Here is a 15,661-nt window from a genome sequence, read left to right as displayed (position 1 = left end):
AGTACGGCATGAGCGCCAAGCAGAAGAACTACGCCATCGAGACGTTTACGGAGCCCGAGCGGATCCGAAACTTCTGCATCATCGCGCACATCGACCACGGGAAGTCGACGCTGGCGGACCGCATCCTCGACCTTTCCGGCGTCATCGAGCACCGCGATATGCGCGACCGCTACCTGGACAACATGGAGCTGGAGCGGGAGCGCGGCATCACCATTAAGGCGCAGAACGTGCGCATCCCGTGGGTACCGAAGTCCGGTGAGCACGAGGGCGAGGAGCTGGTTCTCCAGCTCATTGATACCCCGGGCCACGTGGACTTCACCTACGAGGTCTCCCGCGCCCTCGAGGCATGTGAAGGCGCGATCCTGCTGGTCGACGCGGCCCAGGGTATTGAGGCCCAGACCCTGGCGAACCTGTACCTCGCGATGGATAAGGACCTGGAGATCATCCCGGTCCTGAACAAGATCGACCTCCCGGCCGCCGATCCGGAGAAGTACTCCCAGGAGCTGGCGAACATCATCGGCTGCGAGCCGGAGGAGGTCCTCCGCGTCTCGGGTAAGACGGGCGAGGGCGTGCCGGAGCTGCTGGACCGGGTCTGCGAGCTTGTCCCGCACCCGGTGGGCGACCCGGATGCCCCGGCCCGCGCGCTGATCTTCGACTCGGTCTACGACACCTACCGCGGCGTGGTGACCTACGTCCGCATGATGGACGGTCGCCTGAATGACCGCGAGAAGAACAAGATGATGTCCACCGGGACGGAGCACGACACCCTGGAGATCGGTGTTGTCTCCCCGGGGCCGACGAAGACTAAGGGCCTTGGCGTGGGCGAGGTGGGCTACCTCATCACCGGTGTGAAGGATGTCCGCCAGTCCAAGGTCGGCGATACCGTCACCCTGGCGCACAACGGCGCGACCGAGCCGCTGCAGGGTTACGCGGAGCCGAAGCCGATGGTCTACTCGGGTCTGTTCCCGATCTCCGCGGACCAGTACCCGGAGCTGCGCGAGGCCATCGAGAAGCTGCAGCTCAACGACGCCTCCCTGAGCTTCGAGCCGGAGACCTCCGTCGCCCTGGGCTTCGGTTTCCGCTGCGGCTTCCTGGGCCTGCTGCACATGGAGATCACCCGCACCCGCCTGGAGCGGGAGTTCGGCCTGGATCTGATCTCCACCGCCCCGTCCGTGGTTTACCGCGTGATCCAGGAGGATGGCACGGAGACCTTCGTGCGCAACCCGTCCGACTGGCCGGGCGGCAAGCTGCAGGCGGTGTACGAACCGATGGTGGATATGACCATCATCGTGCCGGAAGCTTTGCTGGGCGGGACCATGGAGCTGTGCCAGTCCAAGCGCGGCCAGATGAAGAACATGGACTTCCTCTCCCAGGACCGCGTGGAACTGCGCTACCGCATCCCGCTGGGCGAGATCATCTTCGACTTCTTCGATTCCTTGAAGTCCCGCACCAAGGGCTATGCCTCCCTGAACTACGAGGAGGCCGGCGAGGAGCAGGCGGACCTGGTGAAGGTGGATATCCTGCTGCAGGGTGAGCCGGTGGATGCGTTCAGTGCGATCGTGCACCGCGAGAATGCTCACTACTACGGCAACAAGATGGCCGTGAAGCTCAAGGATCTGATCCCGCGCCAGCAGTTCGAGGTGCCGATCCAGGCTGCCATCGGTTCGAAGATCATCGCGCGTGAGAACATCCGCGCGCTGCGCAAGGACGTCCTCGCGAAGTGCTACGGCGGTGACATTTCGCGTAAGCGCAAGCTGCTGGAGAAGCAGAAGGAAGGTAAGAAGCGCATGAAGAACATCGGTACCGTCTCGGTGCCGCAGGAGGCCTTCGTCGCCGCCCTGTCCACCGGGGGTGAGGACTAACTTCCTTCCTTTATGACGACGACCCGGCCGCCAAATTTGGCGTCGCCGGGTCGTTGTGTATTTCAGCTGCTCTGGGTTGTGCGCATGAACCCGTGGGCTCACGCGCCGGGAGGGCAAGCGGGCTTTGTGATCCTTAGCTGCCGAATCCTGCTGTGCAGAGGCGTTGGCGGCACTGCCTGAGTCGGCGGCATCGTTGGAATCTTCAGATCCGCAGGCGCTTAATCCCATCGCGGCGACGGTGAGTAGGACTAGGGCAGGCATGCGCTTCATGAAAATGCCCTTAAGCAAAGCAAAGATTCGTATTAATGGAGAAGCCTAGCGCTTCCGCTAGTCATTCACAGTGAGAACAACCTTTCCCAGCGCGTGGCCCGACTCGACCTCCTGGTAGCCCTCGGCGGCGGCGCTGAAAGGTAGCTCTCTGCCGATCACCGGGCGCATCGCGCCGTCCGCGACCAAGCGGGCGAGCTCCGCGAAACGCTCTTGGGTGCGGATTCGAGTGATGCCACTGCCACCCAGGCGGGCGGCCAGCTGCTTGTCTGCGGCGCTGCGGATCGCGCCCTCTGGTGCAAGGTGCGCCAGCCCCTCCAAGACCTCGCCGCCGACTAGATCCAGGATGCCGTCCACTGGTGGAACGGTGACGTGGGAACCGGTCTTGCCTAGCTCCGCGGTGTCCATAAACCGCGCCCCCAGGCGCTCTACCAGCGCCTTCTTGCGAGCACTGGCAATGCCGATGACCTCAATGTCGAAATGCCGCGCTAACTGCAGGGCATGCGTGCCCACACCGCCACCTGCGCCGATCACCAGCAGACGGGCGCCCTCATCCGGCCAAGTCTCCAGGTCGTGCAGTTCTGCCAAAGCGTCGTAGGCGGTCCCGGCAGCCGCGGGGAGGCAGGTGGCATCCGTGGCCTCTACACCGCTGGGGATAGCTGCGGTCGAGGTGGCGTCCAAAAGAACAAGAGCATCGCTCGCAGCACCAGTGCCGGAGAAAGCCGAGCCGAAGACGCGATCACCTGGTGAGAAACCGGTAGAAGGGTCGGCCTGCACGACGGTGCCGGCGGCCTCGCGGCCCATGGCCATGGGGAAAGAGACCGGGAAGGAACCCTGGCGCTGGCCATTCCGCACTTTAATGTCGCCGGGGTTCAAGCTGATCGCCGTGGGGCGGATCAGCACGCTGCCGGGCTGCCAGGTGAGGTCGGCGACGTCGAGGAAGCGGGTGACATCGGGGCCGCCGAAGGATTCAAAGCCGAAGATGCGCATGAACCCCATGGTAGGGGTCCGCTAGTTCTTGGCGAAGCGGCGCATGGGGAAAGCGAACAGAGCCCCGGAGATGTTGTGCCAGACCGCGGCGATCGCGCCCGGGATGGCAGCCTCGGGGCTCCAGTACTTGCCCGCCATCGCGGAGGACAGGCCTGCGGATTGGGTGGCGACCTCGATTATGACGACGACCCGGCCGCCAAACTTGGCGTCGCCGGATCGTTGTGTATTGAAGCTGTCTCTGGGTTGTGCGCGTGAACCCGTGGGCTCACGCGCCGGGAGGGTGAGCAAGCTCTGTGAGCTTTTAGTCCGCGACCGGGGTCGGTACCTCCGCTGGGCTGGCCTGCTCGGCTGCCTGCTGTGCGGGCTGTGCGGCGCGCTTGGCGTCGATGCGGCGGGCCAGGAAGGCGAAGATCGCGCCGGAGATGTTGTGCCAGACCGCGGCGATCGCGCCCGGGATAGCAGCCTCGGGGCTCCAGTACTTGCCTGCCATCGCGGAGGACAGGCCTGCGGACTGGGTGGCGACCTCGATGGAGGTGGTGCGGGCGACGGCCTGTGGGTAACCGAAGACCTTGGCTGCCAGGAAGCCCAGGCCGTAGCCGATGGCGTTGTGCAGGATCACCGCGATGAGGGTGAGCAGGCCGACCTGGGCGAGGGTGTCGGAGGACTTCGCGACAGCGGGGAAGACCACTCCACCGATGGCGATGATGGACAGCCACGGCAGGATCGGCAGCAGCGCGGTGACGAAGCGGTCGAAGATCACGCGGATGACCAGGCCGCCGACGACGGGCAGCAGCACCGTCTGGACCAGGGACCAGGCCATGTTCGCGCCGTCGACCGGGGTCTCCTCACCGGCGAGCAGCAGCATGATGATCGGGGTGGCGATGGGGGACAGGATCGTCGACACGGAAGTCATGGCGACGGAGAGGGCGACGTCGCCCTTCGCGAGGTAGGCGACCACGTTGGAGGTGGTGCCGCCGGGGACGGAGCCCAGCATCAGCAGGCCGATGGCGAGCATCGGGTTGAGCCCCAGCAGCTTGGCGACCGCGACCGCGCCCAGCGGCATGATGATGAACTGGGCGACGACGCCGATGAAGATCGGCCAGGGGCGGCGCAGGATCTCCTTGAAGTCCGGCAGGGTCAGCGTGAGCCCCATGCACAGCATGATGATGGCGATCATCGTGGAGACGTGCGGGGCCAGCGGGGTGAAGGTGCCCGGGGAGAAGAAGGCCAGGGCAGAGCCAGCCAAGATGAACGCCGGGAAAGCGAAGACGGCGATACGTGCCGAGCGCTCTTCGGCGTCCACGGTGGTGGTGTTCGTGGTGTTGTCGTGCTGTGTCATAAACCCACTATATGGGATTAAGTTCCCAAAGTGTGAAACGGGGCGGTTTTGTGCTGAGTATGGCTAAGCTGGAGCGAAAGTGTTCAACAGAGCGCGGCCGTCAGTCCGGCGGGCGCAGCGCGCGTGAGGATTAAGGGAGGTGTGCGCGATGTTGACCGGCGGAGAAGGATCCACGACCTGGTTCACGAGCGATCTGCATCTTGGGCACCCCTTGGTGTCCGGCATTAGGGGTTTCGGCGAGGACGAGGCCGGGGTCGCCCGGCACGACGCCACACTGCTAGGCAACCTTCGCGAAGCCCTGCAAGAGGGGGACCACCTGTGGATCCTCGGGGATATCTCCAGCGGCTGGAAACCGCAAGAAGAGGCAGCACTCGACAAGATCCAGGCGGCACTGAAGGCGGATGACATGCCGCGGGTCTACCTCCACCTGGTGAGCGGAAACCACGACTCGACCCATCCGCTGCACACGCACGCCTACCTGCGCCAGCCCCGCTTCCTGGAGGTCTTCGACTCCGTGCAGTCGATGCAAAACCTCCTCTGGGAGGGACACACGGTGTGGCTCAACCATTTCCCGCGCCCCGGCCAGGACCATATCCCGGGTGGTTCCCGCCACGATGAGCTGCGCCTGGACGTGCCCTGGATGCTGCACGGCCACCTTCACTCGCCGACCCCCATCACCGGGGCCGGCCAGGTCGATGTGGGCGTGGACCCCTGGGGGCTGAAGCCGGTGGTCAAGGAGGAGCTCATGGAAACCCTCATGGCCTCCGGGAGTGACTAAGCACTGAGCTGCTCGAGGTCTGCGCTGAGAAAAATCGGACAGGCTGCATTGCTCTGAGAAGCCTCTAAGGTAGGGTTAATCTGAAAACCTCGTGCCCTCAGAGGCATTTCTCCTGCTGCGGGCGCCCCTGGACGTTGAAAGGTGGGAAGACAGTGAAGTTCAATATTCGCACTGCCGCGACACCGGCGCGCTCGCTCGCTGCCGTACTCCTCGGTGCGGGCCTTACTGTCTCCGCCGTCGCTGGCCCGGTTGGTGCAACGAACGCGGCGAAGCAGGACGCGCTCGCAGCGTGGCCCGCGACGTCCGAAGATCTGGGCAAGTACATCGCCAACGTGCCTGCCGAGACCACGATGGCCGTCGTCACCCGGAAGGGGATCGCGAAGACCGGCAATGCCGACGAACCGCGCCCCGGCCTGTCCGTGATGAAGATGTATATCGCGGACTACGTCCTGAAGTCCGGGGATAAGTCCGGCCGGGACTGGTACCTCACGCAGAAGATGCTGCGGATCTCCGACGACGATGCCGCTAATCAGCTCTATAAGAAGTACCCGGAGGCGATCACCAAGACCGCCCAGCGCTATGGCCTGTGGAGCACCGTGGCGGGGGATAAGTGGGGCACCTCGCTGACGAGCGCGACGGACGCCGCGGTCTTCCTCGATAATCTGCGCAAGCACACCCCCAACTCCCCGGTGTTGTTCTGGATGGGCACGGCGGCCCCTGTGGCCAGCGACGGCACCCGCCAAAACTGGGGTACCGCGCAGCTGCCGGGCGCCGAAGGCACCAAGTGGGGCTGGTCCGATTATGGCCAGACCGCGGTGAGCTCTGCCAGCTACGGCGCGAATTACACCGCCGCCGCCTTCACTTGGGGTGGGCCTGCCAAGCAGACGGAAGATGTGAAGTCCGCCCGCCCACACTCCTGGTAGTCGCTTAAGTCACCTAGACTGGTTCCTCAAGAAAAGGGTTCTTCCCTTGAAGGAGGAAACAGACTGTGAATAACAACCGCGACAACGCAAGCGGCCGTCCGAACTGGAACTACGAGGACGACGACGCCGAGACCTCGTTCTTCCCCCGCGTCAACGACGAGGGCTTTGACCAGGCCGACGGCGGTTTCGACGGAAACGACGATGCGACGCGCGTCATCCGCCCGGAGCAGGGGCCGGATCACGGGTCAAATCACGCTGCCGCCGATCAGTTCGACACCCAGTACCTCCCGGATGGGTTCGGTGACTACCCCGACCACGGGGCCGCGCAGTATCCGCCGCACGGGGCGGCCGGGCAGCCGGACTACCAGAACGGGCAACCTCCCCAGTATCGCCATGATCAGCCCCAGTACCAGCAGGGCCCGCCCCAGTATCAGCAAGGCCCGCCACCGGGCTACGGTGCCAGCTACCCGGGGCCGCAAGGGCCAGGCCCACAGCAGGGCTACCGGCAGCCGCCGAATGGCTACCCACCGCGCCAGCCACAGCAGCACGGCAACCCCCAGTTCAGCGGCGGTACCCCTGGGCAGAATGGTCAGGGCAAGCGGCGCACCCCAGTGGGCCCCATCTTGGGAATCCTGCTGGTCATCGCCCTGCTGATCGGCGGGTTCATGTGGTGGAATAACCGTTCCGACGAGTCGGCGGACGACGAATCCTCGACCTCCACGACGTCCACCACCACCGTCACCACCGAGCCGAGCACCGAAGCGCCAGAAACGCAGGAGGAGCCCAGCCGCGGCCCGAACCTGGACGACCTGCGCAACCGCCTCGGCGGTCGCGATAACCAGGACCCGGGTGGCCAGCCGGGAGGGGACACCAACCCCGCGCCGGAGGGCAATAACCCGGGCAACGGCACCGGCGGCATCGAGCTGCCCGACACCGACCAACTCGAGCAGGACCTGCGCAACCGCGCCGACGATCTGCTCAACCAGCTGGGCTAGTATCCGGCGCCTGCCGGCGGGGCGTTGCGGCGCGCCCCCCTGGGCACGCTTAAGAAGGTGAGAGTGGCCCAGAACGCCTGAGAACGACCTAGAGGGTCGGGGTCTCGCCGCGACGCTCCTTGATCCGCTCCTTCTCGGCGGCGAGCACCTCACTCATGACCTGCTGGTCCGTGATGTCCATGGCCTCCGGGTTCTGCTGGGCGGCCACCGAGTCGCGGGCATAGGAATCAAAGAGCTCCCGCTTGGTTGCCAGCAGCAGATGCAGCCGCTCCTCCACGGAATCCGGGGTGAGCAGCCGGTGCACTTCTACCGGGTTAATCTGGCCCATGCGGTGGGCGCGCGCGATGGCCTGCGCCTCAACCGCCGGGTTGAGCTGGGGCTCGATGAGCACCACGTGGTTCGCCGCCTGGATATTCAGCCCTTCGCTGGCGGCATTGATCTGAGCGACGAGCACCGCGCCGGGTTCAGCTGCCGTGAAATCATCCACCGCTTGCTGGCGTTCCTGGTGGCTCACCCCGCCCGCGATCGGGCCGAATGCCCGGTCGCCGAGGCTATTCATGAGGTGATCGAGCACGCCGCGGAAGTACGTGAACACGATCGTCTTATCATCATCCAGGCCGTCGGTGAGCAGCTCGGCGAAGCGCTCCATCTTCGCGGACCCCGGCCCGCTGAAGCTCTGCCGCATCTGCATGAAGTTGCCCGCCTCGACGGCCTCGTTGTACTTCTCACGGTCCGACTCGAAGGCCTCGATCCATTCCTCTGTTTCGGTCAGCGGGGGCAGCTCGGCGAGGACGTCGCTCTGGTTGCGGCGCAGGTAGCGGCGCGCGACGACGGTGCGGAACTCACGCGCGCTCCTGCGTGCCTTCTCGAGCTTGGGTTCGAGCTCTGGGTCGAGGTAGCCCAGCAGCGTTTCCATCTCCGACACCCGGTTTTCCAGCGGGGTGCCGGAAAGGTAGGTGACGACCTCCGTCCGTGCGGTGAGTTGCTGCACCCCCTGGGCTTGCTTGGATTTGGGGTTCTTTGCCCGGTGCGCTTCGTCGACGACGAGCGCGCCGAATTCCAGGTCACCGGTCATGACTGTGGAGTCTCCGCGAACCTCGGGGAAGCCCACGATGGCGACCCCGCCCCGGTTGCTGAAGGCCTCGTAGGCGGCGTCCTTGTACGGTCCGGCGATGATGTGGGGCTCAAGATCCGTGAACTTTTTGATCTCTCGCTCCCAGTTGATGCGCAGGCTGGGAGGGCAGACCACCAGAAAGTGCTTCTCGCCGCGGGCAGCGAGATGGGCGAACACAGCCAAAGCCTGCATGGTTTTTCCCAGGCCCATCTCATCGCCGATCAGGACCTTGCGCTGGGCAAGCGCGTACCTCGCCCCGAAGTCCTGGTAGCCGCGCAAGCTCGCGTGCAGCACGCCACGGAGGGTGATCTCCTCGATGGACTTGGCGATATCCTCCGGCACGGCGGTGGCAGACTTGTCGTCGCCGAAGGCATGGAACTCTGCCGCGCGGATGGCGTAAAGGTGCCACGCCTGCTCTGCGGACAGTGGGGCTCTACGGGTCGGGATCTTCGCGAGCTCTGCCTGCGTGATCAGACGTGGACCATCGGCCGGGCGGGCCAGCGCAAATTCGCTGAAACCCTGCGCGTAGGCATCGAAGCCTTCCGGCAGCGCCAGGAACGGGCCGGTGAGCTGGGCCTCACGCAGCTGCTCGCGGAACTGGAGGAGATCCGCGAGCGCCCGGACGTAGGCGGTGGAGGGGCCCTTATCCCGGTAGTCGATGATCGCGGGCTGGTCCGCGCGCATCTCGGCGGCGTAGCGCTTCGCCGCGGCGATCGCCTGCCGAGCGGTTTGTTCTCCTACGCCGTCGTAGCGGGTGAGGTCGCTGACGGTGGCGGCCTCGATATCCAGCAGGTTCAGGTGATGCAGGGGGCCTAGGCGCAGGGAGGTCGACGGCGTGAGCTGGTCGAGGATCTGGATGTCGGTCTGCCTCAGCTCCGCGTCCGCCAGCGTGCTCTTCAGCGAGCGCTGCTGGCTCTCGACCTCCGCCAGCAGGGACTTCTCGGTGGCGTCGACCTCGGCCAGCCGCGCGAGTGCTTGCCGGTGGACATCGAGCTCCGCGGGCTGGTGCCAGTGCACATCCCAGCCCGTGAGGCGCTCCAGCTCGGCGGTGATCGCCGGGCGCATCGCCGCCAGATCGATCCCCAGGAACTGGCCGCGGTCCGTGGAACCCAGGGCGGCGTCCACGCCAGTCAGCACCGAGTGCACCGTGGCGCCGTCGATGGCGGCGTACCTGCGGTAGGTGTCGATCTGGGCCTGTGGGCGGGACCGGAATAGGCGGCGCAGGCCCCGGTACTCGACGAGCTTCTTGAGCTCCGGGCGCTGCTCCTCGAGCTCGTCGCGGGTGGGGATCTCTCCCACGGTCTGCAGCGAGGAGTTGACCTCGTTCCAGGGAATGCTCGAGGCCCGGCCTGGTTCAATGCTGCGCAGGAAAGCAGCCGTGCTGAGATTCTGTCCAAGCCCGAACAGGCGGGCGGAGTCCTCGGAACACAGTGTGGGAGCGGGTCCGCCCTCGCGGAGCCGGTTAACCCGCTGCGTGGTGGCCTCCCAGTGGAAACGCACGTCGACCAGCCCGTCGATGAGCGAATCAATGCGTTGAACTGTGACTTCCTGGCCGTCGATATTCACGCCGATCATCCTAGCAACGCCCGTGTCGGAAGACCGCGCGAAATGAGGCGAGGGGAGCGGCAGCGGAGAGGAGGAAAAGACGGCGAAATGTAGCCTGCGTCACTATGCTGAAAAATATAACTATCTACCGACAAAACGGAGGTTTCACATGGTGCAGCGAGTAGGCATCGTCGGAGCAGGACTCATGGGATCCGGAATCGCAGAGGTTGCAGCGAAGTCCGGCGCGGACGTCCTCGTGTGGGAACTGAAGCAGGAGGCCGTGGACGCAGGCAAGGAGCGCATCGAGAAGTCCCTGGCCAAGGCCGTGGACCGCGGCAAGCTCTCCGCAGAGGACCGGGACGCCACCCTGTCCCGACTGAGCTACACCACCAACCTGGAGGACTTCGCGGACCGCGAGATGGTCATGGAGGCCATCGTCGAGAACGAGAAGATCAAGAAGGACGTCTTCGCACAGCTCGACGAGATCGTCGAGGACAAGAGCGCCCCGCTGTGCTCCAACACCTCCTCGCTGCCGATCCAGACCATCGCCTCGGCGACGAAGAATCCGGAGCGCGTGCTCGGCCTGCACTTCTTCAACCCGGTTCCTGTCCTGCCGCTGGTGGAGGTCATCCCGGCGCTGACCACCTCCGAGGAGGCCGTGGAGAAGGCGCAGACCTTCGCGACCGAGAAGATGGGCAAGACCGCCATCCGCGCGAAGGATCGTTCCGGCTTCATCGTGAACTTCCTGCTGGTGCCGTACATGCTCTCCGCGATCCGCATGGTGGAGCAGGGCGTGGCCACCCCAGAGGACATCGACACCGGCATGAAGCTGGGCGCCGCGCACCCGATGGGCCCGCTGACCCTGGCCGACATGGTTGGGCTGGATACCTGCGCATTCATCGCGGACGTGATGTTCGAGGAGTTCGGCGACCCGACGTACTCCTGCCCGCCGCTGCTGCGCCGCATGGTGCAGGCAGGCCACTTTGGCCGCAAGTCCGGCAAGGGCTTCTACGAGTACTAAAAATTATTTCTGCCCCGCGCGCGAACTTTCTGTACCATGGAAGGGGCAAAGGAAAATTCCTACTTCTAGGAGGAGCATATGTCTATCGACGACATCAAGGGCAAGGCAAAGGAAGCTTTCGGCGACGCAACGGGCGACGAGTCCACCAAGGCTGAGGGTAAGATCGACCAGGCTAAGTCCGACCTGCAGGACAAGGCTAACGAGGTCAAGGACAAGGCTGCTGAGGCCTTCAACGACGCGACCGACAAGTAAAGAATTTTCCCTCGTTTAAGCCCCTGGGCGTAAGTTCCGGCGCTTAAGCCGAAAATTTTTGAGGCTCCCAACCGGTTTTCCGGTGGGAGCCTTTCTTGTCGTCGCGTCGCCTGGACCCGGGGGGCGAGCCCGGGTTCTTAGCCTTCCGTGGGCTCCTCCTCCGGATCGCCCTCCCAGAAGCCGAAGCGCTTCAACCGCTCGCGGTCGGCCGCCGAGGTCGAGCCCGTGAGCTTCAGCAGTTCGGAATAGATGCCCCCGGAGGTCGCCAGCTCCGCGGGGGAGCCAACCTCGTCGACGCGGCCCTCGTCCAGGGTGACGATGGTGTCCACGTTTGCGATCGTGGATAGCCGGTGGGCGATGACCAGCGTGGTGCGTCCCTCCATCAGCTGCTCCAGGCCTGCCTGGACCACGCGCTCGGCCTTGGTATCCAGTGCGGAGGTGGCCTCATCCAGCACCAGTACGGGTGCGTCCTTCAACATCGCGCGGGCCACCGCGATGCGCTGTTTCTGGCCACCGGAAAGCCGCAGGCCCCGCTCGCCGATGACCGTGTCGTAGCCATCGGTGAAGCCCATGATGAACTCGTGCGCATTTGCGCGCTTGGCGGCGTCCTCGATCTCCGCCTGGCTGGCATCCGGGGTGGCGTAGGCGATGTTCTCCCGGATCGTGCCGGAGAATAGCGCCGGCTCCTGGAAGACCACGCCCACCGAGGATCGTAGTTCCGCGCTGGTCAACGTCGAGACGTCCTTACCGCAGACGGTGAGCGTCCCAGCAGTGGGCTGGTACAGGCCCAGCAGGAGGTTCACCAGGGTGGACTTCCCGCCGCCGGACTCGCCGACCAGCGCCACCGTCTGGCCCCGCTGGGCGCTGAAGCTCACATCGTGGATGACAGGCTCGCCGGGCAGGTACTCGAAGTCCACGTCCCGGAACTCGAACACCGGCCCGGACTCCGGGGCGGAGAGCTGCGGGACGAGCGCGGCGTCCACGGTCTCCTGGTCGACGAGCATGCTGCCTCCCGGCCGGGAAGCGTCCCGCAGGGCGGGGGCCGTCGTCGGCTCCTCCAGTTCCTCCATCGCTTCGAAGTACTCGCGGGAACCGGCGGCGGCGCGCTGGGCGGTGTCCACCAGCCAGCTCATCATGCTGGCCGGCTGGCGGGCCATGACTACCAGCTGCAGCAGCAGAACCATATCGCCGAGCGTGAAGCGCCCGTTGATCGTCTGCCAGAACAGGGTGAGGTAGATGGCGAAGAAGATGATGTTCATCCCGCCCATGCGGAAGATGTCCATCATGTGCCAGTAGCGGGACTGCACGCGGGTGATCTGCACGGTGTCGTCGAAGTGCTTCTGGAAGATACGCAGCTCGCGCAGCTCCGTGACGAAGGACTTCACCACCTTCACCTGGCCGATGACCTCAGCGAACCGGCCTTGGGCGGTATCGATGTGTTCGTTTTTCTCCTTCTCCCAGACGATCCACTTCCGGCTCGTCAGTGCGGTGAGCCACAGGTACATCGGGAAGATGATGGCCAGTAGCAGGGCCAGTGGCCAGTAGTAGATCGCGGTGATCACCAGGATCATCGCCACCGTGAGCAGCATGGAGAAGAAGTTATTGGCGAAGGACTGCAGGAACTGGGTCAGCCCCAGGATTGAGCGGTCCAGTCGCGAGATGATGGTGCCCGTGACCTGCTTGTCGTAGTAGCTCTGCGGGAGGCTGAGCAGCTTCGCGAAGTAACGGTTGGAGAGGATCTGCCGCATCCGGGTGGCCATCACATCACCGAACCAGCCGCCGATGTTGCGCACCAGGTTATTGGCCAGCTCCACGCCGAGCAGGGCCACTGCCAGCCAGATCACGGTCTGCAGCGCGGCGTCGCGGGAGAGCTCGCCCTGCACCGAGGCCACGATCGTGTCGGTGGCGCTTTTCACCAGGAATGGTGCGGCCAGAGCCAGGCCGGCGGTGAGGATGCTCGAGATCATCACGATCACGTAGAAGGGCATGAGCTCCTTCGTGGACCGTAGAATCCTGCCGAAAGCGGCAATCATGTACTCGCGTGCTCCTTCGTTGGGCTTGAGGTCTAACAACCAAGAAGCCTAGTCAAGAGGGCAGACAAGTCTTAAGCGCTCTCTCCGAAGCCCGCCGCAGCGATCCGATCCAACGCTTGAGTGAGAATCTCCCGCGAGGTCGCGAAGTTGATCCGCAGGTGTCCGGCCCCACCGGCGCCGTAGATGGCTCCGGTGTTGAAGGCCACCTTCGCCCGCTGCAGGATCTGCTCGGCTGGGTCTGTGGGCCCCGCTGGATCCGTCGACGTTTCACTGTCCGCGCCCGTGGTCGCACCCAGCCCCGGGACGTCGCGGGCATCCACCCACAGCAGGTAGGTCCCTTCCGGGCGGTGGAATTTCGCGCCGGGCAGAACCTCGGGCAGGCGGCGTTCGAGCAGGTCGAGGTTGCCGCTAAGGTAGTCGATCTGTTCCTCCAGCCAGCCGGACTCGTCGCTGTAGGCGGCGGTCGCGGCGGCGATCCCGATGGTGGATGCCTCCCCGGTGCGCAGCTTGTGCACTCCGGCCATGATTTCGCGGTCGCGCGGGGAGCTCAGGATCATTTGGGCGCACCGGAGGCCGGCGGTATTCCACCCCTTCGACGTGGCGGTGACCGTGATGGTGTTCTCCGCCGCGATCTCGCTGATCGAGGCGGCCGGGGTGTGCTGGTGTCCCGGATAGACGATGGGGGCGTGGATCTCGTCGGAGATGACTCGCACGTTGTGCTTCGCCGCCAGCTCGACGACGTCGCGCAGTTCCTCCTCGCTGAACACCCGGCCGAGCGGGTTATAAGGATTGCACAGGATCAGCGACCCGGCCGGTGCGGTTCCGTGAGATTCTTCTGCGTTGCCGCCGTGTCCCTCTTCTGTTCCGACGACGCGGCCGCGCGTGGTTGCGGTGCCGGATGCGAAGACCTCCTCCAGGGCCGCGAGGTCGAAGCCTCCCTCCGGAGTCATGGGCACCTCGATCGCCGGCCGACCGGTGACGTCGGGGATCTCGAAGAAGGGGTTATAGGCGGGCACGGGCAGCACGATCGCGGAGCCAGCGGGGGTGAGTTCCTCGACGGCGATTGTCACGCCTGTGACTACGTCGGGGACAGAGCGAACCCAGTCGGGGGAGAAGCTCCAGCCGAAGCGGCGCTCGTAGAAGGCGGCGAGTGCTTCCCGTAGCTCCTCGTCGTCAGCGGAGTAGCCGAAGTATTCGCGGTCCACGCAGTCCTGGATGGCGCGGGCAACGGCGGGGCAGGTGTGAAAGTCGGACTCCGCGACCCACATGGGGATGACGTCATTGGGGTAGCCGCGCCACTTCTTCGTACCGCGGCGGCGCAGCTCCGCCAGGGTGGGCAATTCGAGTGTGCTGGAGTTGTGGCTAGTCATGGGCAACAGTGTACGCGCCCGGACGGGGGTGTAGACAACTCTGTCTATGTTGTGGCGTTGGGCGCTTAGCTAGAATCGAGTATCGATTGAACGCCAGAGCGACAGGCGTGTCGGCTGTCGATGGAGCTGTCGCGGTCCGGCGGATGGTCCCCGTGACTGATGAAGGAAGGTCAACATGAAGAATAAAACTCTGCGGATCGGCGCAGGCATCGTCGGCGTGACCCTGGCGGCAGGCCTTGTCGCGTGCTCGGAGGAGGACACCGCTGCCCAGGGTGGGCGCACGATCGACAACTGCGGCATGGAGATCTCGATCGAGGAAAAGCCGGAGCGCATCGTCACTCTGCGCCAGGCCACCACCGAAAATCTCTTCGAGCTGGGCCAGAAGGACAAGATGGTCGGCACCAGCTCGCTGCGCGACAAGGTCCAGCCGAAGTGGCAGGAGGCCTATGACAACATTCCCGTGCTGAACAAGACAGTCGCGACGGCGGAGCAGGTGCTCGACGCGGACCCGGACTTCATCGTCGCCACCCAGCGCGGCAGCTTCGTCGAAAGCCTCACCGGCACCCGTGAGTTCTGGGCGGATAACGGGGTGCGCACCTTCGTCTCGAACACGGACTGCCCGGCGGATGGCACGACCGGCTTCGAGAACCTCCAGAAGGACTACGAGCAGCTGGGCCAGATCCTCGGCGCAGAAGACGAGGCCAAGAAGCTGATCGACCGGACCCAGGAGGTCGTCGATAAGGCGGATGTGAACTCCGGCAAGTCCCTCGCCTTCCTCTTCAACATCAACGACGCCGCCCCATGGGTCGACGGCCGCTACGGGATCTCCAATGACATCGCGAAGCTCACCGGCTCGACCAACGTCTTCGAGGACCTCAAGGAGGCCCGCAACGAAGTTAGCTGGGAGGCCTTCGCGGAGAAAGACCCGGACTACATCGTCGTCGCCGACATCTCCGGCCGCGGCCTGCCGATGGATACCGCGCAGGAGAAGATCGACGAGCTCAAGCGCGAGCCCGCGACCAAGAACATGAAGGCGGTGCGCGAGAACAAGTTCATCGTCGTCCCGGGCGTTGGCCTGGACCCGTCGGTGCGCTCCCTCGAGCCGCTGGAGATCATCGCCAAGGAAGTCTCCAAGGGCGACTAGCTCCTAGCCTTGCTGCCTGCCCACCGGC

The 15,661-nt window shown here is 64.9% G+C and carries 12 protein-coding genes and 1 pseudogene; 7 read left to right on the top strand and 6 right to left on the bottom strand.

Features of this window, described 5'->3' with window-relative positions; all coding sequences use genetic code 11:
• Positions 1–8: 8 nt before the first annotated feature.
• Entirely contained in the window at positions 9–1,862 is a 1,854-nt protein-coding gene (gene lepA / locus QP140_RS02605; RefSeq protein ID WP_284757957.1) for a translation elongation factor 4, read from the top strand.
• 327 nt (positions 1,863–2,189) lie between these two features.
• On the opposite strand, the gene QP140_RS02600 is transcribed toward lepA, so the two are convergent.
• From QP140_RS02600 to QP140_RS02590, 3 genes and pseudogenes are all read right to left on the bottom strand, one after another.
• Positions 2,190–3,119, bottom strand: coding sequence for an NADP-dependent oxidoreductase (locus tag QP140_RS02600; RefSeq protein ID WP_246817964.1), 930 nt, complete (start codon positions 3,117–3,119; stop codon positions 2,190–2,192).
• A gap of 21 nt (positions 3,120–3,140) precedes the next feature.
• A pseudogene (locus tag QP140_RS02595) lies at positions 3,141–3,296 on the bottom strand (bile acid:sodium symporter family protein); the annotation flags it as partial.
• 124 nt (positions 3,297–3,420) lie between these two features.
• A complete protein-coding gene (locus QP140_RS02590) occupies positions 3,421–4,458 on the bottom strand; it encodes a bile acid:sodium symporter family protein (protein ID WP_284757953.1) in 1,038 nt (345 codons plus the stop codon).
• A 148-nt stretch (positions 4,459–4,606) separates the two neighbouring features.
• Here QP140_RS02590 and QP140_RS02585 point away from each other — a divergent pair, with 148 nt between their 5' ends.
• The 3 genes from QP140_RS02585 to QP140_RS02575 all read left to right on the top strand — a co-directional run bounded on the left by QP140_RS02585 (position 4,607) and on the right by QP140_RS02575 (position 7,154).
• Positions 4,607–5,236 carry a phosphoprotein phosphatase gene (locus QP140_RS02585; RefSeq protein WP_284757952.1) on the top strand — a complete coding sequence of 210 codons (630 nt, stop codon included), beginning with the start codon at positions 4,607–4,609 and terminating at the stop codon, positions 5,234–5,236.
• Positions 5,237–5,388: 152 nt separating this feature from the next.
• Positions 5,389–6,159 (top strand): hypothetical protein, encoded by a 771-nt coding sequence (locus QP140_RS02580; protein WP_284757950.1) that lies wholly within the window; start codon positions 5,389–5,391, stop codon positions 6,157–6,159.
• A 65-nt stretch (positions 6,160–6,224) separates the two neighbouring features.
• Entirely contained in the window at positions 6,225–7,154 is a 930-nt protein-coding gene (locus QP140_RS02575) for a hypothetical protein (RefSeq protein ID WP_284757949.1), read from the top strand.
• An 88-nt stretch (positions 7,155–7,242) separates the two neighbouring features.
• Here the strand turns inward: QP140_RS02575 and QP140_RS02570 are convergent, their stop codons facing one another.
• Positions 7,243–9,843 (bottom strand): DEAD/DEAH box helicase, encoded by a 2,601-nt coding sequence (locus QP140_RS02570; RefSeq protein ID WP_284757948.1) that lies wholly within the window; start codon positions 9,841–9,843, stop codon positions 7,243–7,245.
• Between the two features lie 139 nt (positions 9,844–9,982).
• Here QP140_RS02570 and QP140_RS02565 point away from each other — a divergent pair, with 139 nt between their 5' ends.
• Positions 9,983–10,834: a 3-hydroxybutyryl-CoA dehydrogenase gene (locus QP140_RS02565; protein WP_284757947.1), complete on the top strand. Its 852-nt coding sequence runs from the start codon at positions 9,983–9,985 to the stop codon at positions 10,832–10,834.
• A gap of 78 nt (positions 10,835–10,912) precedes the next feature.
• Positions 10,913–11,086 carry a CsbD family protein gene (locus QP140_RS02560; RefSeq protein ID WP_083317280.1) on the top strand — a complete coding sequence of 58 codons (174 nt, stop codon included), beginning with the start codon at positions 10,913–10,915 and terminating at the stop codon, positions 11,084–11,086.
• A gap of 137 nt (positions 11,087–11,223) precedes the next feature.
• Here the strand turns inward: QP140_RS02560 and QP140_RS02555 are convergent, their stop codons facing one another.
• On the bottom strand, positions 11,224–13,119 hold the full coding sequence (locus tag QP140_RS02555; protein WP_284757946.1) for an ABC transporter ATP-binding protein: 1,896 nt from the start codon (positions 13,117–13,119) through the stop codon (positions 11,224–11,226).
• A 71-nt stretch (positions 13,120–13,190) separates the two neighbouring features.
• The gene (locus QP140_RS02550) at positions 13,191–14,489 is read right to left on the bottom strand and encodes a MalY/PatB family protein (protein WP_284757945.1); all 1,299 of its coding nucleotides are present in this window, start codon (positions 14,487–14,489) and stop codon (positions 13,191–13,193) included.
• A 175-nt stretch (positions 14,490–14,664) separates the two neighbouring features.
• Here QP140_RS02550 and QP140_RS02545 point away from each other — a divergent pair, with 175 nt between their 5' ends.
• Positions 14,665–15,633 carry an ABC transporter substrate-binding protein gene (locus QP140_RS02545; RefSeq protein ID WP_284757944.1) on the top strand — a complete coding sequence of 323 codons (969 nt, stop codon included), beginning with the start codon at positions 14,665–14,667 and terminating at the stop codon, positions 15,631–15,633.
• Positions 15,634–15,661 lie beyond the last annotated feature (28 nt).

It is taken from the genome of Corynebacterium sp. UMB9976 (genome assembly GCF_030212265.1).
Classification (GTDB): Bacteria; Actinomycetota; Actinomycetes; order Mycobacteriales; family Mycobacteriaceae; genus Corynebacterium.
This window is presented reverse-complemented; position numbering and strand designations above follow the sequence as displayed.